Source organism: Flavobacterium melibiosi (assembly GCF_048158545.1).
Lineage (GTDB): Bacteria > Bacteroidota > Bacteroidia > Flavobacteriales > Flavobacteriaceae > Flavobacterium > Flavobacterium melibiosi.
Genome location: NZ_JBLNKU010000001.1, coordinates 116684 through 139783, shown reverse-complemented (window position 1 = coordinate 139783; position 23100 = coordinate 116684). Strand labels below are relative to the sequence as shown.

The following is a 23100-nucleotide window of genomic DNA, read 5'->3' as shown; positions in this document are numbered from 1 at the left end:
AAATCAAAGATTTCTGCCCCTTTTTATTAAAAATTAATTCTCAAAAAAGACTTTTTCAGTGGCCTCCGTAATGAGGCTTCCTTTTTTTATTCATTGAAATTCTAAACAATTTTGTTAATCCAAATGTTGACTTCAAATTCAGAATCTAAAACCATTTATAAATTCAAAACAAAATCATTCAATAGTTTTGCGTCGTATTTTTCTTTGTCAAAAGTATAGAGATAAGATCCTTTTCTGGACGACATCATATCTTTCTCTTCTAATTTTATCAGAATATCCAATGAGTTTATTTTGCTGATGAAATTTCTTTTATCCAATTCTTTGCTAAGAATCGCTTCGTACAATTCCAAAAGTTGGCGCATGGTGAATTTTTCCGGTAAAAGTTCAAATCCAACAGGTTTTATAGAGGTTCGATAACGCAATCTTCTAATGGCATGTTCTACCATAGAATCATGGTCAAAAATTAATTTAGGAGCCTGAGCAATACTAAACCATTGTGCATGATAGTTTTGAGTTAATTCTGCGTTGTGATTCTCAATATTAATTAATGCATAATAAGCAACCGATATCGTTCTTTCGACAGGGTCACGATTTATTTCACTGTAGGCATATAGTTGTTCCATATAGATATCCTGAAGACCTGTATACCGATCAAGAATTCTAATTGCGGCAGTATCTAATACTTCTTCTTTTTTAAGAAACCCCCCTATTAAAGACCATTTCCCTTTTTCAGGTTCAAAATCTCTTTTAATCAAAAGTATTTTTAAACCCTCATCATCAAAACCAAAAATGATACAATCTACCGCCAATAAAACTTTATCCGCAGAACTATAACTATTAAGCATACTACTTTTTTTAGGGTAAATATATAAACTTCCTTAAAGGTTTCATAATTTTATTAATGTAGATTTTACACTTAGTAAGCTTAAAAGAAAAAAATGACAACCTTAAATCGGTATAAAATAAGATGTTAGAAACTTTATTAAAAACAACAATTTGCGTTATTCTAAATGCTTTTATAAGGAGCAAAATAGATTAATAAAAATAAATTTTTCATCTATTTTAATCGATTGCGATGATTAGTAGCGATTTATTGGTTTGAAATCCGGTTCATTTACTGAAAATCACAAGCTATAAACAAGACTTTTTTTACAATATCACTCTGATTTATAGGTAAAAAAGTTTAAAAAGTAACTATTCAAATCTTTTTTTGAAATAATTAACATAGGTAGTTTTTTATAGAATTGCTTGTTATTTGATTAAAAGTGTATATTTTACACAAATTAATTATATAAATGCATGTTTTTTTCACAAAACCACAATATTTAAATATTGTTTTTACACTTAATTTACAAAATGTCTTTTTTTTGCTGTTTTTTTTATCAGATTAATTTGTTTTTGTAGATTTTTTTTAACTAAATTTACAAATGTAAAACACACACTTATAAAATTAAAAAAACTATGCCCTCTTATGAAAAAACAAGTATTAGTATACGGACTTTTTCTTTTCTTGACTGCGGTTTCGGTATCAGCTCAAAAAACAACCTGGATTTCGACTACTGAAAGTGCTCCTTGGCAAACATTTGATATTCAATCAAATTCTGGGACAAATGCAACTCAGATTGAAATTTTCCCTAATAAAGTTTTGCAGCAAATCGATGGTTTCGGAAGTTGTTTTAATGAATTGGGATGGACATCACTGAATGAACTAAAACCTAAAGACCGTAAAAAAATATTTCAGGAATTATTCGAACCTGGTTATGGTGCAGGATTTACTATTTGCAGAATGCCAATTGGTGCCAATGATTTCTCAAGAGACTGGTATTCCTATGATGAAACAGAAGGTGATTTTGGACTTAAAAATTTCAGCATCAAGAATGACCTTGAAACTTTAATTCCTTTCATTAAAAGTGCTCAAAAATACAATCCGAAATTACAATTGTGGGCATCCCCTTGGAGTCCGCCGTCATGGATGAAATACAATAAACATTACGCCCTTGCAAAGGTGCCATCGGTATTTGGAACTGCAGAAAATGGTATTAGTGACAATCAACTTGGCAAGGAAGGAGAAGATATGTTTATTCAGGAAGATGCTTATTTTAAAGCATATGCTATCTATTTCCGAAAATTCATCGAAGCGTATAAAAAGAAAAATATTACAATCGGGATGGTGATGCCGCAAAATGAATTCAACTCTGCCCAATGGTATCCGAGTTGTACATGGACGCCAGGAGGACTTTCGAAATTTCTAAAATTTCTGGGACCAGAAATGGCAAAAACCAAAACGGATATCTTTTTCGGCACTTTTGAAAGACCAAGTGAGCAACTGTTCAAAGGAGCCTATTCCAAAGAAGTTTCCAGTTATATCAAAGGAGTTGGTTTTCAGTGGGGCGGAAAAGATGCTGTTGGGAAAATTCATCAGGAATATCCTCAACTTAAGATTTACCAAAGTGAACATGAATGTGGAGACGGACAAAATTCATGGGAATATTGCGAATATGGTTGGGATTTAATCAAGCATTATTTTCAGAATGGCGTAAATGCGTACCTATATTGGAATACTGCGCTGAATGAAGGTGGCGTGAGCCGTTGGGGCTGGAAACAGAATTCACTGATTACAGTCAATAAAAAAACCAAAACCTATACGTATAATCCGGAATATTATATGATGAAACATCTCAGTCATTTTGTAAAACCAGGAGCACATCTGATTGAAAGCAGTAGCGTAAAGACAAAACTTGACCGTGATGACGTACTCTTTAAAAACAAAGTCAATCTGGATAGTAATACGGATAATCTACTTGCTTTTAAAAATCCAGATAGCAGCATTGTGGTTGTAATTTATAATCCTGATGCCGCTGACAAAGCAATTACTTTGAGATCTGGGAAAACAGTCTTGAACCCGATATTAAAATCTAAATCTTTCAATACATTTCTTATAAAATAACTTTGAGAGAATTTTAAATCTAAATTTCTTGTTTAAAAGCGAGAGCCTTGAACAAGATTTTTTTACAATTTCAAGTTAAAATAAGTTCGAAATATCAATATTTTAATGTTTTATCAAAATAATTAATCTGTGTGATTTTTTTAAAGAATTATTCATTTTTTCGATTAAATGCGTCAATTTGACACAAATAAATAATAAAACAGGCATTTACATTACAAAATCACAATATTTAAAACTCACTTTTGCATTAAAATTATGGAATATTCTTTTTTCTTAATATTTTTTTATATTATCAATTTGTTTTTATAATAATTTTTTAATTAAATTTACAAATGTTAAATACACACTTAATAAAATTATTCTATTCAAATACTTTTGTATTACCAAGAAAAGAATGATTGTTAACAATAGTATTCCTATTATTTTTTCTTTTACTCTTTATACTTGAAAGGCTAAAATTATAAAAGAAAGTAATGTATTTAGGATTCGAATAAAGATTAAAAAATAAAATTGAGCATTGCTCCAAAAGAATATAAAAATATAAGCTGAAAGAATTGCAACATCTTCTTTTGAAGATATATTCAACAATGAACTGTTGATTTTTTTCGTCTTATTTATGTTTTACGACTATTAAGGTCAAACGTATTGTAGTGTTCTACAAATTAATAATTATTAACCAAAACCAAAAAAAAAAATGAAATTAACGAAATTACTTATTTTTTGTTTTTCGTCTATCTTATTCTCAGTTTATGGACAAGCACAGGATGCTACTGTTAAGGGGAAAATATATGATGAAAACGGGATGTCCATCCCAGGAGCAACGATTTTAATAAAAGGAACCACCAAGGCCACGGCTTCGGATTTTGATGGGAATTATGAAATAAAAACGCCAACAAATGGTACTTTGACCATTAGTTTTGTAGGGTATAATACGGTACAAGAAACTATAAAAGGAAGAACTCAAATTGACATTAAACTTAAACCTCAATCTCAGGATTTGAATGAAGTTATTGTTGTAGGTTATGGTACTCAAAAGAAAAGTGTTGTAACCGGTGCAATATCCAGTGTAAGAGCCAAAGATCTTGAAAAAGTACCTAATGGTCGTATTGAGCAAGCTTTACAAGGTAGAGTTTCTGGTGTTACAATTGCTGCAAGTTCTGGTCAACCAGGTTCTGCTTCAACGATCCGTGTTAGAGGGGTAACTACTTTCGGAGAAGGTGGAAACGATCCTCTTTGGGTTGTGGACGGTGTAGTTGTAGATTCTGGAGGAATAGGATTTTTGAATCAGTCCGATATTGAGTCTATGGAAGTCTTAAAAGATGCTGCTTCAGCTGCAATTTACGGGACACGTGCTGCTACGGGAGTAATATTAGTTACTACCAAAAAAGGAAAAGCCGGAAAAATAACTGTAAACTACAATGGATTTGTAGGGACTTCAGCACCAGAAAAGACTTTAAATTTATTAAATGCTACTCAATATGGTACCATTTTGAACGAAAAGTTAATTAATGCTGGTCAACCTGCTAGATTCTCAAATGTAGCTGCTTTAGGAGTTGGTACGGATTGGCAAAAAGCAATTTTTAATAACAGTGCTATGCGTTACTCTCATGAATTGAGTATCAGTGGTGGAAATGATGTTTCTAATTTTTATGCATCTTTTGGAATTCAAGATCAAGAAGGAATTGTTGCTACAGAAATTTCAAACTATACCAAAAAGAATTTCCGTTTAAATTCTACACACAAAATATCTAAAATATTTACTTTGGGACAAACTTTTGGTTTTTCTCATCAAAAATCAGTAGGTATTGGTAATACTAATAGCGAATTCGGAGGACCATTAAGTTCTGCACTTAACTTAGATCCTATTACTCCTTTAGTTGAGATGGATCCTGCAAAAGCTAATTCAGCTCCTTATAGCACAAATCCAGTAATGCGCGATGCAAACGGAAATCCTTACGGAATTTCAAGTATTGTAGGTCAACAAATGACTAATCCTTTGGCTTATGTTAAAACAAGACTTGGGAATTTTGGATGGTCTGATAATCTTGTAGGGAATGCTTATTTAGAAGCTGCTGTTACAAGTCATATCAAAATTAGATCTACTGTTGGGGGTAAATTAACGTATTGGGGAGATCAAGGATTTACTCCTGTTAATTATTTAAGTGCCACTGCAAACACACTTAAAAACAGTTACGCTAAAACTGAAAATAAAAGTTTTGCATGGAATATTGAAAATATAGCGACGTATTCTAATCAATTTGGGAATCATAACTTAACTGTATTATTGGGTCAGGGATCTTATGTAGACAATATTGGTGGTGGTTCTGGAGCTACAATGTTTGGGTTGCCTATTACAGATTATCGTGATGCGTCTTTCAACTTTGATATACCTCAAACAGACAGAAGCAGTACTACATATGATTTGGTAGAACATAAATTGTCTTCTTTATTCTCTCGTGTGAATTATGATTATAAAGAAAAGTATTTGTTTACTGGAATTATACGTCGTGATGGTTCTTCTCGTTTTGGAGCCAATAATAAATTTGGTGTATTCCCATCGTTTAATTTAGGATGGAATATTACCAAAGAGGACTTTTGGAAAGAAAACAAAGTCATTAGTAATTTAAAAATCAGAGGGGGTTATGGTGTTGTGGGAAATGATGCGATACCAAACTTTAGATATCTTTCATTAGTGGTAGGTGGTCAAAACTATTCTGTTGGAAACTCAGGAGCAATAACTACAGGTTATGCTAACCTTACTCTTGACAACCCTGATTTGAAATGGGAACAAACTTCTCAAGGGAATATTGGTTTCGAATCCAAATTTTTCAATACTATAAATCTTACTGTAGATGTATACAAAAAAACAACTAACGGTATTTTACGTCCAATAACTATTCCAGGTTATGTAGGTGTTGTTGCAAATCCTACAGGGAACATTGCTGACATGGATAATAAAGGTATTGAGGTAGAGTTAGGCTATAAAAAGAAATTTGGCGAAGTAAATTTCTCTGCAAATGGGAACGTTGCTTATTTGAAAAATGAAGTTACTTATGTGGCTTCTAGTTCAAATTTTATTATTGGAGATGCCACTTTTCAAAGTTATGGACCTGTAACTAGAACTCAAGTAGGACAATCTTACAATGCATTCTACGGGTTGAAAACAGCTGGAATTTTTCAAAACCAAGCTGAAATAAATGCTTATACAAATGCTTCTGGTGGATTAATTCAGCCTAGGGCAAAACCAGGAGATTTCCGTTGGGTTGATTATGATGGTAATGGTTCAATCGATGATAATGACAAACATATTTTAGGAAGCAGTATTCCAAAATACACATTTGGTATAACTTTAAATGTTGATTATAAAAACTTCGATTTAATGGCTTTTGCTCAAGGAGCAGCCGGAAATAAAATCTTCCAAGGATTGAGAAGATTAGATATTTTGGAAGCAAACTATCTAACAGAAGCAATGGGACGTTGGACAGGCGAAGGAACATCTAATAATTACCCTAGATTAACCAATGATGACAGCAATGGAAATTTTGGTCAGATGTCTGATTTCTACTTAGAAAAAGGAGATTACCTACGTTTGAAAGTAGTGCAATTAGGCTATACTTTACCTACTCATTTAGTTTCAAAAATAGGAGCGAGTAAATTACGCCTTTACCTAACGGCTGAAAACTTATTGACAATTACAAAATACACAGGATTTGACCCTGAAATTGGAGGAAGTGTATTTGGTATTGACAAAGGTGTTTATCCACAAGCAAGAACATTCATGTTTGGAGCGAACTTACAATTTTAATAAAAACAAGAATTATGAAAACAACAAAATTTAAATATATATTTATTGCAACAGCAATGATCTCCTTAGGATCATCATGCTCCGAGGAGTTTGTAAATTTGGAACCAAAAGGTTCATTTGTTACCGAGAATTATTATGAAAACCAAGAACAAGCTACAGCTGCTTTAATGGGAGTTTATGATATTCTTGGTAGAAACACGGGCGCTTTTTTTAATATGATTGGTATGATGAACGCAGGTTCAGATGATCATTACGCCGGTGGTGGTGGAGAAACTGACGGTGAAGGAATTCAATATATTTCCAGACACGCCCTTACTGCTACAACTGTACCGGAAGGTTTATGGAACTGGCCTTACCAAGGAATTTTTAGAGCTAATACCTTACTTTCAAAATTAGAGGGTGTTGACATGTCAGATAATTTAAAAGCCAGATTTACTGCTGAGTCAAAAGCATTACGCGCTATTTATTATTTCAATTTGGTGCGAATATTTAAGAATATTCCATTGACATTAGACCCTTTAACAGCAACTAATATGTATGATTTAGAGCAAGCAACTCCAGAAGCTGTTTATGCTCAAATAGAGAAAGATTTGATAGAGGCAGCAGCAGATTTACCTGCAAGCGTTGATGCTACTACTGAATCTGGTCGTCTTACAAAATGTGCTGCTCAAGCCATGCTTGGAAAGGTGTATTTATACGAAGGAAAAAAGACCGAAGCTGCCGCTATTTTGGCGCAAGTAAACGGCACGCCAGGTTCTGCGAATCAGTATGGAAACAAATTGTTAGCTAACTTTAATGATTTATGGGTAGTTTCCAATAAATTTAATACAGAATCAATTCTAGAATCATCCCACACAAGTGCAGGTAATACTGAATTTGCAACTTGGATGACTGGTAATGATGAAGGGAATACATTGAATGTTATGGTAGGTCCTAGAAGTTATTCTAGACCAGTTGGTTCCACAGCTCCAGATTTAGCGTCTGGGTGGAGTTTTAATGTGATTACACAAGACTTATATGATGCCATGAAATTAGACCCAAGATTCGGAGCTACAATATTGGATATCAAAGCTTTAAAAGCAGCTGGACAAGCAGATTATATAGCTGGATATCAAGACACTGGATATTTCTTAAATAAATTTCTTCCAAGAAAATCAGATATACGTACTGGAGGTGGTGCCGCTGAGATAAATTACAAGCAAGATTCTTATATAATTAGATTGGCGGATACTTATTTAATGGAAGCGGAAGCATTAGGTTCAGGAGCAAGAGCACAAGCATTGATCGATGCTGTGAGAGCAAGAGTTGGTTTACCATCTGTACCTGTTACACTTGCTGCTATTAAAAACGAAAGAAGAATGGAACTTGCAGGTGAAGGACATAGATTCTTTGACTTAGTAAGATGGGGAGATGCAGCCAGTAAACTAGCAAACAGAGGTTTTGATGCGGGTAAAGATGAAATTTTCCCTCTTCCAACAAGGGAACTTCAGGGCACCAAATTAAAACAAAACCCTGGGTATAATTAAAATAGTATAATACAGTTGCGCTTACTTAATGTTTCTAAAGTAAACATTAAGTAGACCAACTGGTTTCAAAATGAGCCAAATGCAAGAAATGGTTTATTAGATTCGAATACAGAGACTACCTTTACAATTTTCAATTGTTGATAAATAGTACAAATATAGAAATCAAGGTAGTACTAAAATAAGTTGGTTTGAAATTAGGTTGGTAAATAGCCCATATTCTTATGTTTATGGGCTATTTTTAAATTAACAAATGCATTAAATTAATTTTGAGAAAGTACAGTATATTCGCAAAATTCCAAACACAATAATTAGAAAAACAGCATAAAAATCATTCATTAGAAATAAGTAATTAATTTTAAATCCTAAAACTGAAATGAATAAAATAATTTTTTTCTTCCTTTTCATTTTCTGCCTGCAAACAGTTGTATTCGGGCAAAAAATCAAAATGGACAAACTTCTTTTTGGAGTTGCTTATTATGATGAGTATATGCCTTACGACCGGTTGGACAAGGACGTTCAAATGATGAAAGAGGCAGGAATAAATGTAGTCCGTATTGCTGAATCAACCTGGAGTACGGTTGAACCGCAAGATGGTGTATTCAATTTTACCCATATTGACCGAGTACTAAATGCCATGCACAAGGCCGGAATAAGTGTAATTGTAGGCACACCAACCTACGCAGTTCCTACGTGGTTAGTACGAAAATATCCTGATATATTAGCGATAACTCCAGATGGGCCTAATCGATATGGAGCGCGTCAGAATATGGATATTTCTAATCCAAATTTTCGTAAACATGCTGAAATTGTAATTCGGAAAATTATGGAGCACGTAAAGGATCATCCTGCCATAATAGGCTACCAAGTAGATAATGAAACTAAAGCATACAATACTGCCGGTCCTGAAGTGCAAAAACTTTTTGTGAAATACATGCAGGAAAAGTTCAAATCACTGGACGTGATTAACAAAGAATTTGGTCTGGATTATTGGAGCAACCGGATCAATAACTGGGATGATTTCCCTTCAACAGTTGGAACAATAAATGCAAGTCTTGGTTCTGAATTTTCGAAGTTTCAGCGTAAACTGGTAACTGATTATTTGACCTGGCAAGCATCAATAGTAAAAGAATACAAACGACCTAATCAGTTTGTAACACAAAACTTTGATTTAGACTGGAGAGGATATTCGTATGGCATTCAACCTGATGTGGATCATTTTGCCGCTGCAAAAGCAATGGATATTGCAGGAGTGGATATTTACCATCCTACACAGGACAAACTTACCGGTATCGAAATCTCTCTTGGAGGAGATTTAACCCGTTCCATGAAAGGCGGGAAAAACTATCTGGTTATTGAAACCGAAGCGCAAGGGTTTGCACAATGGGTACCTTATACCGGGCAATTAAGATTACAGGCATTTAGCCATCTGGCATCAGGAGCAAATATGGTCGAGTATTGGCATTGGCATTCCATTCACAATTCTGCCGAAACGTATTGGAAAGGCTTACTCAGCCATGATTTTGAACCTAATCCAACGTATGATGAAGCCAAAACCATCGGTAAGGATTTTGAAAGACTAAGTTCTCATTTAGTCAATCTTAAGAAAAAAAATAAAGTAGCTGTTCTTTTTAGCAACGAAGCATTAACCGCATTCAAGTGGTTTGGATTCGGTTGGGGCTCTAAGGAAAGTTATAATGACATTCTTCGTCCTTTGTATGATGCCTTATATCGTATGAATGTTGGAGTAGATTTTGTTGATCCTTCAAGTGATAATTTAGAAGACTACAAATTGATTGTTGTTCCCGCTTTATATGCTGCACCCGATAGTTTATTGCAACGCTTAAATCTCTTTGTGAAAAATGGAGGCCATGTTATCTATACCTTTAAAAGTGGATTTTCGGATGAAAATGTTAAAGTCAGAACGTCTAAGCAACCCGGTATTATTGATGAAGCCTGCGGTATTAATTATAGTCAATTTACTATTCCTGAAAATGTTTCTTTGAAAGGGGATCCATTTAACGTTGGTGCCGAAAAGAATAAAGTAAGTACATGGATGGAATTGATTACACCTACTACAGCAAAAGTTTTAGCTTACTATGACCATCCGGTTTGGGCGAAATACGCAGCAATAACTGAAAATAGTTATGGTAAAGGTTTTGCAACTTACATTGGTTGTTCGACAAGTACCGCTGTTACTGAAAAAATAGTAGAAGACGCATTAAAGAAAGCAGAGCTGTGGGGATTAGATCAACAACTATCTTTTCCTTTGATTACAAAGTCAGGAGTAAATGAAAAAGGCAAAATAATTCATTATTATTTTAATTACTCATCAATTGCAAATACATTTAGTTACCCATACAAAGAAGGTAAAGAATTACTTTCTGCAGAAAGTGTAATAAAAAACAAAGAGGTTCAATTAGAACCATGGGGAGTAAAGATTATTGAGGAAAATTAGTTAGTGAAAAAACTAATCATATTTAAAATATGATTAGTTTATAGAGTTGCAATTTGGTTAATTGCAACTCTATTTTTATGTAATTTATGATAAATATTACTTCTATAGACTATTGATTTACCGCTCGTATTACATGGACCATTTTATTGAATCTATCGTCAATATCCTTTCTTTTTAAAAATCAAAAGTGATTCAAAATTTACAATTATGAAAAATATTTTATTTATAATGCTTTCAGTTTTCGCAAGTACAAATTTATTCGCCCAAGTTGATCTAAATCCGAAGAAACTAAATTTATTTGATAAAAATACGGTCAAGCCGAGAATGCGCATAATTATAGACAATGATTTTGGTGGAGATCCTGACGGATTATTTGAACTGGTTCAACATTTACTTTCTCCTTCAGTTGAGATTAAAGGAATCATTGGGTCACACCTTAAACCCGGAGATGGTTTTGATAATTCGAATAGTACAGCTCTAAATGCCAAGAATAAAGTGTTGGAACTCTTAAAAATTATGCAGTTACAACATAATTATAATGTATATCAAGGATCTAATGAGGGGTTAAAAGATTTAAACACACCGCAACAATCAGCAGCAGCATCTTTCATTATCAAAGAAGCAATGAGAGAAGACACCAAACTGCCACTATATATGGTTTGTGGTGCCGGACTAACGGATTTAGCAAGCGCCTATTTATTAGAACCAAAAATTGCTGATCGATTAACATTGATATGGATTGGCGGACCTGAATATTCGGATATTGCTTCGCCACCTCCAGGGTATACAAGTTTAGAGTATAATTTGGGTATTGATATAAAAGCGGGACAGGTAATCTTCAATAATTCACAAATACCAATATGGCAAGTTCCTCGTGATGCTTATCGCCAAGTATTATTACCATATTCTTCTTTACTACTTAAAGTTAAAAATCAGGGTGAAACTGGAGACTTCTTAGGTAAATCTGTTGAAAAAATTATGAGTTATCTAACATCTGTAAATTACCCTATAGGTGAAACATACATATTAGGCGATAGTCCCTTGGTGTTGTTAACTGCTCTGCAATCTTCATTTGAAGCCGATCCTTCGTCAAGTCAATATGTTTTACGCCCTTCTCCATTGATTAATGAACAGGGACTTTATGAGGTAAATACAAAAGGACGAAATATCAGGGTTTACAAGAAACTTGATGTCGGACTTTTAATGGACGATTTTTATTCAAAACTTACTCTTTTTCAACAAAATAAAAAGTAGTTCTAAATAACAAATTATTAAAATTACTGGTGTGTTGAATTGACAGAATAACAAGATCCACTAAAGGATAAAATCGTTTAGCAGTCTTGTTAATTTTCTTAAGGTTCTACTTTTACAACGCCCCCTCAGGCATATGGGACTTTTATTTTTTTAAAGAAAGCCATAATTCAAGTAGGTGCCGATTTTTTCAACAGATTAATTTGTTTTTATAGTTTTTTTTTAATTACATTTACAAATGTAAAACACACACTTATTAATAGTCAAAAACAAATTAGTATGAAAACAAACCAACGCATATCTTCTATTGCAATTTTGCATTGCCAAAAAAAGAATGGCTATTAGTAATAATAGTTATTTTCTTCTTACACTCTTTGATAAGATTTTAAAAGGGGGTTGTCAAATTTACTAAAGATGAAATACCAGTACCTAGAGTAAATGTTTTAGTAAAAGGAACCAATACGGTTACGGTTACTTAACTAAATGGGAATATTCGATAAAATCACTATCGATGCAAATAAAACCTTCGAAGTTAAAAAAGAATCTAATCTTCTATAAAGTGTGAATACCATTCAAAACAAAAAAATTAAAAGCTATTAATTATTATTCTTGGTCTAATAGAGACATTGGAAAATAAAAGTTTGGATTGATTATAAAAACTAAAAAATAGTACAATCATTAAAGTTCAATTCAACAACTTTAAAAAAATTTTAAAAAAATGAAAACAAATTTAATTACCAAAATTACCCTTTGCGGCCTATTACTAAATGGTATATATGCCAATGCCCAAAAAACAAATCTAGAAGTAAATTCTAGCAAAACAATTACTAAAATCCAACCTACAATGTATGGTGCTTTTTTTGAAGACATCAACTTTGCTGCCGATGGTGGATTGTATGCTGAAATGATAAAAAACCGTTCTTTTGAATTTGAAGTTCCGCTTATGGGCTGGGAACAACCTAATACTGATAAATATGCATTAAATAAACAATCGGGCTCTGCTACAATTATCAAAGCATTAGAAAACAAAACAAATCCTAGATTTTGTAGAGTTCTTGTAAATAATGACAAGGTATTTGAAATGATTAATGAAGGATTTAGAGGTATGGGAATTAAGAAAGATGCTAAATACAATCTTTCGCTAAAAGCAGCGAATCACAATGGCGCTATCAAAAAAATCATCATCCAATTTATTGATAAAAACAAAAAAGTTTTAGGTGAAACCAGCATTGTTCCAACATCAACCGATTGGAAAGGCTATACTGCGCAATTTACAGCTACCCAAACAGAAGCTAAAGCAAAGTTAAAAATTACTTTTGAAGGAACAGGAACAATCGATTTAGATATGATTTCGCTATTCCCGGAAGACACTTGGAAAAACAGAAAAAATGGTTTGCGTAAAGATATTGTGCAACTTTTGTATGATATGAAACCGGGATTTTTGAGATTTCCTGGAGGTTGTATTGTTGAAGGGAGAACTTTGGCACAACGCTACCAATGGAAAAAAACGGTGGGTGATGTGGAGAACAGAGAAACCTTAATTAACCGTTGGAACACGGAATTTACACACAAACCAGCACCGGATTATTTCCAAACTTTTGGATTGGGATTTTTTGAATATTTCCAACTTTCCGAAGATCTTGGTGCACAACCCTTACCTATTTTAAGTTGTGGAATGGCGTGTCAATTTAATACTGGGGAATTAGTTCCGATGGATGAATTAGATCCCTATGTGCAAGATGCGTTGGATTTAATCGAATTTGCTAATGGTGGCACAGAAACTCCTTGGGGTAGAATCCGTTCAGAAATGGGGCATCCAAAACCTTTCAACTTAAAACTTATTGGTGTTGGAAATGAGCAATGGGGTCCTCAATACATCGAAAGATTTAAAGTATTTGAAAAAGCCATAAAATCAAAATATCCAAAAATGACTATTGTTTCAGGTGCAGGTCCATTTCCAGAAGGAGAATTTTTTGACTATGGCATGCAGGAGCTTAAAAAGTTAAATGCCGAAATTATAGATGAGCATTATTACAACAGCCCGAAATGGTTTAGAGAAAATGCAACTCGTTATGACAAATATGATAGAAAAGGACCTAAAGTTTTTGCAGGAGAATATGCAGCACAAAGTGTCGCTATTACAAGTCCTGATAATAAAAACAACTGGGAATGTGCGTTTTCTGAAGCCGCTTTTATGACTGGTTTAGAACGAAATGCCGAGGTCGTTAATTTAACTTCTTACGCACCATTGATGGCTCACGAAGAAGCTTGGCAATGGACACCAGATTTACTTTGGTTCAACAATCTGGAAGCGTATGGTTCTGCTAATTATTATGTCCAAAAATTATTTGCCACCAATAGAGGAACCGATTTAATAGCGATTACAAAAGATGGAAAACCGGTAACCGGACAAAATAATCTGTTTGCATCAGCGGTGAAAGATAGCAACTCTAAAGAAGTAATTGTAAAATTAGTAAACACATCTGCGGCTGCACAAGAAGTAAATGTAGCTTTAAAAGGAACCAAATTACAAGCTAAAGGAACTATAATAACCCTTACAAGTCCAAACTTACAAGACGAGAATTCTTTTGCAAATCCTAAGAAAATAAGCCCCACAGAAAACGGATTTAATTTAAAAGGGGACAAAGCGCAAACGAGCCTTCCGCCCTATTCTGTTACTGTTTTGAAGTTAAAAATGAAATAATCGCAACAGAATAAATGTATATAATAAGTTTATTTTTTATTTTACTCGTAAAATGCTGTTTTTATGCGTTTTTGATAAAAATTATAATACTAAATTGAATTAAGTGTTTATTATACACTTATAAAATAAATATATTTATATTTGTAATTCTTTAAAAGATTTTGGGATGAAAAATTATGTTATAGGATTAGATTACGGAACAGATTCTGTTCGAGCCATGTTAATAGACACTGAAAATGGACAAGAGTTAGCATCAAATGTTTGTCAATACAAGCGATGGGCAACCAAAGAATATTGTAATGCATCCATAAATCAGTTTCGTCAGCATCCATTAGATCACATCGAAGGATTAGAAGCGACCATAAAATATGTTGTTCAAAATAGTAATGTAGATCCTTCCCTAATACGAAGCATTTGCATTGACACCACCGGATCCTCTCCAGTCCCAGTTACTGAAGATGGAATTCCTTTGGCTTTGACTGAAGGTTTTGAACACAATCCGAATGCCATGATGGTGTTGTGGAAAGATCATACTTCTATCAATGAAGCAAACGAAATCAATGAACTTGCCGAAAATTGGGGTGGAGAAAATTTCACCAAATATGTAGGTGGAATTTATTCATCAGAATGGTTTTGGGCAAAAATCTTACATATTGCAAAAGTAGATACAGCTGTCAAAGACGCAGCGTATACTTGGATGGAACATTGCGATTTGATGACGTATTTATTGATTGACAATAAAGATTTAAAAACATTCAAAAGAAGTCGTTGTGCAGCAGGTCATAAAGCCATGTGGCATGAAGACTGGAACGGTTTACCTCCAGAAGAATTTCTGGGAAAACTGCATCCGTATCTTGCGGCACTTCGCGGAAGACTATACGATGAAACCTATACATCAGATCTTGTAGCCGGAAACTTAAGCCAAGAATGGGCTACACGATTAGGACTTACAACCGCTACTGTAATTGCGGTGGGAACATTCGATGCACATTCTGGAGCGGTAGGAGCAAAAATTGAAGAAAACACTTTGGTTCGCGTGATGGGAACCTCAACCTGTGATATTATTATTGATTCAAAAGAGTCAATTGGAACAAAAACGGTTCGTGGTATCTGCGGACAAGTTGATGGTTCAGTAATACCAGGATTTATAGGCTTGGAAGCGGGACAATCTGCTTTTGGGGATTTATTGGCTTGGTACAAAGAGTTACTACTTTGGCCAACAGAACATTTATTGGCTACTTCTACCCTTTTGACTGAAGAACAAAAAAAGCAGTTAAAAGAAGAAATCAGCGATAATTTAATTATAAAATTAACGGCAGAAGCAGAGAAAATTCCTTTATCCGAAAGTGTGCCAATTGCTCTAGATTGGATTAACGGAAGAAGAACTCCAGATGCCAATCAGGAAATAAAAAGTGCTATTTCAAATTTATCATTAGGAACCAAAGCGCCCCATTTATTCAAATCTTTGGTGAACGCCATCTGTTTTGGTTCTAAGAAAATAGTAGACCGTTTTGAAGAAGAAGGTGTAAAAATAAACAGCGTCATCGGAATTGGTGGTGTAGCGAGAAAATCGCCTTACATCATGCAGACCTTGGCAAATGTGTTGAATAAACCAATCAAGATTGCGGCTTCAGACCAAACACCCGCTTTAGGCGCAGCGATTTATGCAGCAGTTGCAGCAGGAATTTATCCGAATGTGATTGAAGCCAGCCAAAAAATGGGAAGTGATTTTGATGGTGAATATTTTCCACAATTAGACAAAGTTGCTGCCTATAACAAATTGCTTTTGGCGTATGACCAACTAAGTTCTTTTGCCGATCCATCTATTAAAAAACTACACCATGAGCAGTATGTATAGTGATTTAAAACAAGAATGTTACGACGCAAACATGCAATTGAATGCATTAAATTTAGTAGTCTATACTTTTGGGAATGTAAGTGCCGTTGATAGAAAAAATGGTGTTTTTGCCATAAAACCCAGCGGTGTTCCTTACGAAGATTTGAAACCGGAAGATATTGTTATTGTAGATTTTGACAATAACATCATCGAAGGCAATATGCGTCCGTCATCGGATACAAAAACACACGCTTATTTATATAAAAACTGGCCAAACATTGGTGGTGTTGCACACACTCACGCCACGTATTCTGTAGCTTGGGCACAGTCGCAAAGAGATATTCCAATTTTTGGTACGACTCACGCCGACCATTTAACCACTGATATTCCTTGTGCTGCGCCAATGGCGGACGCACTTATCGAAGGGAATTACGAACACAATACCGGAATTCAGATTTTGGATTGTTTCAAAGAAAAAAATCTTTCGTACGAGGAAGTAGAGATGATTCTCATTGGAAATCACGGTCCTTTTGCTTGGGGAAAGAACGCAGCAAAAGCAGTTTATAATAGTAAAGTTTTAGAGGTAATCGCCGAAATGGCGCACTTGACTTTGCAAATAAACCCGAACGCGCCAAGATTAAAAGATTCCTTAATAAAAAAACACTTCGAACGCAAACACGGAAAAGATTCGTATTACGGACAATAATAGATTTTTGAATGATGATTAACAATTTTTGATTTCAGATTTCACAGCACTAGATTTCTCGTTTTATACGAGTCCAAACTTCTGAAATCAAAAATCTTAAATCATTTTATAACTCAATGTTATTTCCCAGAATAGGTAAAATAATGTTATTCAATAATATATAAAATAATAAAATAATGATCGATATATCTCAAAAAGAAGTTTGGTTTGTAGTAGGCAGCCAAGAATTATACGGCGAAGAAACGCTAAGAAAAGTAGCAGAGCATTCGCAACACATTGCAAAAGGGTTACACGCTTCGTCTCATATACCAGTGAAAATTGTATATAAAGATGTCGTAAAATCTCCAGCACAAATCACGAATGTATGTTTAGAAGCCAATTCGAATAAAAACTGTATTGGTATTATTGCTTGGATGCATACCTTCTCCCCTGCCAAAATGTGGATTGGCGGTTTGAGTATTCTAAAAAAACCATTATGTCACTTACACACCCAATTCAACGCTGAAATTCCATGGGCTTCTATGGATATGGATTTTATGAATTTAAACCAATCCGCTCACGGAGACAGAGAGTTTGGTTTTATTATGTCCAGAATGCGTAAAAAACGTAAAGTCGTTGTAGGACATTGGGAAGATGAACGCGTACAAAAGAAATTAGCTATTTGGTCCAGAGTCGTTTTAGGTTGGGATGAGTTCCAAAACCTAAAAGTGGCAAGATTTGGAGACAATATGCGTGAAGTTGCTGTAACCGAAGGAGATAAAGTCGAGGCCCAAATCCGTTTTGGTTTTTCGGTAAATGGTTTCGACTCTTCGGATATAACTAAAAAAACTGATGCCGTTTCTGATGCTGATACGAATGCATTAGTTGCAGTATATGAAGCCTCTTATACTTTGGCTCCAGCCCTTCAAAAAGGAGGAGAAAAAAGAGATTCATTACTAGAAGCTGCCCGAATAGAATTAGGATTAAGAGCGTTCCTTGAAGAAGGTGGTTTTGGTGCTTTTACGGATACTTTCGAAAATCTTGGTTCATTAAAACAACTTCCCGGAATTGCTGTACAACGCCTTATGGCCGATGGATACGGTTTTGGTGGAGAAGGCGACTGGAAAACTGCCGCTTTACTCCGTGCAATGAAAGTAATGAATGTAGGTCTTGAAGGCGGAACTTCTTTCATGGAAGATTACACGTATCATTTCACGCCTGAAAAATCGTATGTTTTAGGTTCTCACATGCTAGAAATCTGTTCTTCAATTGCCGATGCAAAACCTTCTTGTGAAGTTCACCCATTAGGAATTGGAGGAAAAGAAGATCCGGTTCGTTTGGTATTTAATGTTGCTGCCGGGAATGCAATCAACGCTTCGTTGATTGACATGGGGAACCGTTTCCGATTGATTGTAAACGAAGTAGAAGCAGTTGCGCCTATGGCTGATTTGCCTAAACTTCCTGTTGCTCGTGTATTGTGGGATTGTAAACCAGACCTTGATATTGCTGCTACAACATGGATATTAGCGGGTGGAGCACATCATACGGTATACAGCCAAGTCTTGACAACTGAATATATGGAAGATTTTGCCGATATTGCAGGTATAGAATTGCTTGTTATCGATGAAAGAACAACCGTTAGAGACTTTAAGGATAAAATTAATGCTAACGAAGCGTATTATCATTTGTTTCAGCACGGTCTATAATAACTAAAAACGAGTAATTATGAATGTATTAAAACGTTGCATTTATGGAATTTCCATAATAAGTTTGGCCAGTATAAATATTCAATGCAAAAGCGATAAAAAAGTGGAAGAAACTACTACAGAAGCAAAAGCTACAGCTGCGGTAACTATCGAAAAATCAGCTTATGGAACGACTCCAAAAGGCGAAAAAATTGACAGTTACAAACTTAAAAACCAAAAAGGAATGGAAGTGGACATTATCACTTATGGTGGTATTATCTCTTCTTTAAAAGTGCCTAACAAAGCCGGAAAATCAGAAGAGGTAGTGCTTGGTTTTAATTCATTGGAACAATACATGAAACCAAATCCGTATTTTGGAGCCCTTATCGGAAGATACGGAAACCGAATTGCAAAGGGAAAATTTGCTTTGGACGGAAAAGAATATGCTTTGGCTGTCAACAACGATCCTAATGCATTACATGGCGGACCAGAAGGTTTTCACAGAGTGGTTTGGACTGCCGAAGAAGCAAAATCCGGAGACAATGCCTCTCTAAAATTGAAGTATGTGAGTAAAGATATGGAAGAAGGATATCCTGGAAACTTAACTGTTTTCGTAACCTACACGTTGAACAATGACAACTCATTGGACGTGGTTTATGAAGCGACTACAGATAAGAAAACGGTGGTAAACTTAACACAACATTCGTATTTTAACCTGTCTTCTGATTTTTCTAAACCAATTTTAGATCATGAAATCACTATCGATGCGGACAAATTAGTTCCGGTTGCGGCAACACTGATTCCAACAGGAAAATTAACAGATGTAACCAATACGCCTTTCGATTTCAGAAAACCGAAAAAAGTGGGTGCAGAAATCGAAGCCAAAGACGAACAATTGAAAAACGGATTGGGTTACGACCATTGCTGGGTGCTGAACAATCAAGACAAAGGAGAGCGTTTTGCGGCCTCGGCATATGATGCAGGAAGCGGAAGATTATTGGAAGTATATACAGACCAACCGGGAATACAGTTCTATTCCGGTAACTTCTTAGACGGTACTTTACCCATGAGAAATGGCGGAACGTATGCTCGCAGAACTGGTTTTTGTTTAGAAACACAACACTATCCGGATTCACCAAATCAAAAATATTTTCCAACCACGGTCTTGAATCCAGGTGAAAATTACAAAACAAAAACAAGCTTTAAATTCTCAGTTAAATAACAACACACTAACTACTATAGATTAGTTTCTATCCTCATAAATAAGTTGAATGGTTTGGTTTAAATATGGAACTAGTTAGTAACCCCGAAAGTAAAACTTTCGGGGTTTTTTTATGCTTGTTTATTCCGTTTTAGGTTTCTTTATAAAGCAATAAATTAAAGTGATCTTTACAATAATAACAAATTTCAATATACAAATTTACAATATGATAAACCTCTTCCTCTAGCCTACAAATAGAATCCAATAATACCAAGTAGGCTTTGAATTTACTGGGATTAATCCTTATTATTTGTCATTTCGACGAAGGAAAAATCACATTAGTTGCTCTCGTTATGTGATTTCTCCTTCGTCGAAATGACAAATTTACAAATTCCTTATTCTAGTAAATTCTATACTAAAATAGTATGACAATACCTTAAACTAAACTAACACCCACAAAAAACCTCGAAAGCACAAACTAACGAGGTTTTTTTAGAATTAATAAGGTCCTTTTAAAAAACTAAATCTTCACGACAAAACCACCATGAGGTTTCATAGTTACTTTTAGTTTTGTACTTTTTGATACTGCTTTCTGCTGAAATCCGTTCTCGTCTTCAGCAATACTAAAACCTTTGGAATTAGTCACAAAAGACAAATCAATCTCTATTTCTTTGGTGGTGGCTTCCCCGTTAATTCCAATGATATGCCATATATTGTCTTTCTTTCTGGCCATGATAATGTACTTTCCCGGATAACCATCAATAAATTTAGAATCATCCCAATTAGTTGGAATATCTTTTAAATAATCAACTACATAAGCAGGCATTTTAGCCATTCCATCAGGCGTTTCGGCCATGTGTTGAATTCCGGATAAGAATAAAACAGGCAAAGCTAATTCAAATGCTGGAGTTGTTTTTCGGGTGATATTTGGAATAGAATCCAAAACCATTGGTGTAAAATCCATTGGATCAAAAACATTTCGGGCAAAAGGAAGCATGGCACAATGTGTTGGGGCTAAATCAGCAATATCTTGGAAAAAAGTAATGTATTCATATCCTTTAACCGCTTCAGTCGTCAACAAATTTGGATACGTGCGTTGCCAACCTCTAGGCAAAGTCGCTCCGTGTAAATTAATCACTAATTTATGCGCCGCAGCATCGGTCAGCATATCATGGTAATACGCAATCATCGATTGTCCGTCGCCACCAAAAAAATCAACTTTGACTCCTGCAATTCCCATTTCGTTAAGTCTGGTAAACTCCCGCACTCTGTCAGCATGGGTAATCAATTTACTTTTTGGATGGTATTCAGTACTGTTCCATGCTCCTGATGAATTGTACCAAACGAGTAATTTTACATTTTTACCTTTGGCGTAAGCCGACAATTCTTTCATTTTCTCATCGCCAATTCGAGTATCCCAATCGGCATCTATCAAGCAATACGGCCAATTCATAGCAGCGGCATAATCAATAAATTTATGGGTTGTTTCGTAATTAACCGATTCATCTTTCAGCAAAACCCAGCTCCAAGACGCAATTCCGCTTTTTATAAACGAAGTGTCGGCAACCGTTGACGGATCGGCTAGATCTGTTCCCATAGTACTTTCGGTGATGGTTTTAAGTGACCCAATAGTAATGATGCGCCAAGGCGTGTACCAAGGCAAAACAGATTCCGGATTCAATGCTCCGTTAGGGAAAATTTCTTCTTTTTGAGGAAAAGTTACCTGCATTGCTTTGGCAGTATCATTATAAACCAATCGGCTGCCGCAATAATTGGCTTGCAATCCTGTTTCGGAAATCAAAACCCAAGTATCATTGGCATGAAATAAAGCAGGATACACCCAACCTTCTCCTATGGCGGGTTTTGTATTTGCGGGAACGCCCATCGCATAATGCTCTTCATAGGAAGGATTGGTTTCTTTCCATCCGGTTTTCGCTTTTGACATGGGTTGCAACCACGCTTTTGTCGTTGTCTCAAAATTATAAGTGGTTTTCTCTTCGGCTATTTTTTTAATTGCTGTCGAAGTTTCTGGAAAATGGTATCGCAACGCAATTCCATCGTGGGATACTTGAAAAATAATATTCATTGTTTCCCCTTTATTGTTTTGCAAGCTAACCGTATATTGATTTGCGGCATAAGCGATTTTTTTTCGTTTCCCTTGCAGCATCGAATAGTTGGATTGAATTGGTTTCGATTTAGAAACGGTTACAATCTTTAAATCCGTATAAAAATTGGCATCTTCTCTTATAATCCCCAAATCAGAAGTATTGACAACCAATTTATCTTTAAAGAAAACTTTGTAAGAAGGGGTTTTCTTTGGGTTTAGACTAAATTCAATTTTTATTGTTTTATCCGAGTTGACAAAAAAATAACGGGTTGGTTTCCCTACAAATGAAGTCAATGACAGCGCCAAAAAAGCTAGCAAAACTATTTTTTTCATAATTAAGTGTTTTATTTACACTTACAAGAATACAAAAATAAAATTGTATAAATAACGATATCGTTAAAATTTTCTGACTCTATTTAGAATATCACAAAAAAAACGTTTTTGGGTATAAAACTGCTACAAGTGAAGCGATAATCAAGTGATTAACGCCATGAGAATGGATATTTTCGGAGAAAAAAAACCATCTAAAACCAAAAAAACCGCTTCTTTCGAAGCGGTTTTTGTACCCGGAGCCGGAGTCGAACCGGCACGGTTTCCCACAGGTGTTTGAGACCAGCGCGTCTACCAATTCCGCCATCCGGGCTTAGCTAGACATGAAATAACGACAGTTATTTCAACGCAATAAAAGATGTAATTGTGTTTAAATCAACCATCAATTCCTTTAACACGGTGCAAATGTAAAAAATAATATTAAATGTTCAACTAAAAATACTTAAAATTTTCCTTTCAGAGTTGAATAAATTTTATAAATTTGCACCTCGCTTAAAACGGAACACACAACTAACTACACCCGAGGCAAATACAAACATAAGGCTTTATTCGAATGACAAAGCCGAA

Annotated in this window: 12 protein-coding genes and 1 tRNA gene; 10 read left to right on the top strand and 3 right to left on the bottom strand. The window is 34.9% G+C overall.

What is annotated here, in order from left to right; genetic code table 11:
- Positions 1 to 155: 155 nt before the first annotated feature.
- Positions 156 to 845, bottom strand: a complete 690-nt coding sequence (locus ACM55F_RS00585) for an NUDIX hydrolase (RefSeq protein WP_416851734.1) — start codon at positions 843 to 845, stop codon at positions 156 to 158.
- A 626-nt stretch (positions 846 to 1471) separates the two neighbouring features.
- Here ACM55F_RS00585 and ACM55F_RS00580 point away from each other — a divergent pair.
- The 10 genes from ACM55F_RS00580 (at position 1472) to ACM55F_RS00535 (ending at position 20117) form a co-directional block, all read left to right on the top strand.
- Entirely contained in the window at positions 1472 to 2947 is a 1476-nt protein-coding gene (locus tag ACM55F_RS00580; RefSeq protein WP_416851733.1) for a glycoside hydrolase family 30 protein, read from the top strand.
- Between the two features lie 694 nt (positions 2948 to 3641).
- The gene (locus ACM55F_RS00575) at positions 3642 to 6752 is read left to right on the top strand and encodes a SusC/RagA family TonB-linked outer membrane protein (RefSeq protein WP_416851732.1); all 3111 of its coding nucleotides are present in this window, start codon (positions 3642 to 3644) and stop codon (positions 6750 to 6752) included.
- Positions 6753 to 6766: 14 nt separating this feature from the next.
- The gene (locus ACM55F_RS00570; RefSeq protein ID WP_416851731.1) at positions 6767 to 8278 is read left to right on the top strand and encodes a RagB/SusD family nutrient uptake outer membrane protein; all 1512 of its coding nucleotides are present in this window, start codon (positions 6767 to 6769) and stop codon (positions 8276 to 8278) included.
- Positions 8279 to 8723: 445 nt separating this feature from the next.
- Entirely contained in the window at positions 8724 to 10733 is a 2010-nt protein-coding gene (locus ACM55F_RS00565; RefSeq protein WP_416851730.1) for a beta-galactosidase, read from the top strand.
- 228 nt (positions 10734 to 10961) lie between these two features.
- A complete protein-coding gene (locus ACM55F_RS00560; protein ID WP_416851729.1) occupies positions 10962 to 11987 on the top strand; it encodes a nucleoside hydrolase in 1026 nt (341 codons plus the stop codon).
- A gap of 715 nt (positions 11988 to 12702) precedes the next feature.
- Entirely contained in the window at positions 12703 to 14688 is a 1986-nt protein-coding gene (locus ACM55F_RS00555; protein WP_416851728.1) for an alpha-L-arabinofuranosidase C-terminal domain-containing protein, read from the top strand.
- Positions 14689 to 14854: 166 nt separating this feature from the next.
- Positions 14855 to 16546: a ribulokinase gene (locus ACM55F_RS00550; RefSeq protein ID WP_416851727.1), complete on the top strand. Its 1692-nt coding sequence runs from the start codon at positions 14855 to 14857 to the stop codon at positions 16544 to 16546.
- Positions 16530 to 17231, top strand: coding sequence for an L-ribulose-5-phosphate 4-epimerase (locus tag ACM55F_RS00545; protein WP_416851726.1), 702 nt, complete (start codon positions 16530 to 16532; stop codon positions 17229 to 17231). The genes ACM55F_RS00550 and ACM55F_RS00545 overlap by 17 nt, the downstream gene beginning before the upstream one ends.
- 176 nt (positions 17232 to 17407) lie before the next feature.
- Entirely contained in the window at positions 17408 to 18916 is a 1509-nt protein-coding gene (gene araA / locus ACM55F_RS00540) for an L-arabinose isomerase (protein WP_416851725.1), read from the top strand.
- A 19-nt stretch (positions 18917 to 18935) separates the two neighbouring features.
- Complete coding sequence (locus ACM55F_RS00535; protein ID WP_416851724.1) at positions 18936 to 20117, top strand: aldose epimerase family protein; 1182 nt, start codon at positions 18936 to 18938, stop codon at positions 20115 to 20117.
- A gap of 499 nt (positions 20118 to 20616) precedes the next feature.
- On the opposite strand, the gene ACM55F_RS00530 is transcribed toward ACM55F_RS00535, so the two are convergent.
- Both ACM55F_RS00530 and ACM55F_RS00525 read right to left on the bottom strand, forming a co-directional pair.
- Positions 20617 to 22536: a glycoside hydrolase family 97 protein gene (locus ACM55F_RS00530; protein WP_416851723.1), complete on the bottom strand. Its 1920-nt coding sequence runs from the start codon at positions 22534 to 22536 to the stop codon at positions 20617 to 20619.
- 230 nt (positions 22537 to 22766) lie between these two features.
- A tRNA-Leu gene (locus tag ACM55F_RS00525) sits at positions 22767 to 22846 on the bottom strand.
- Between the last annotated feature and the right edge of the window lie 254 nt (positions 22847 to 23100).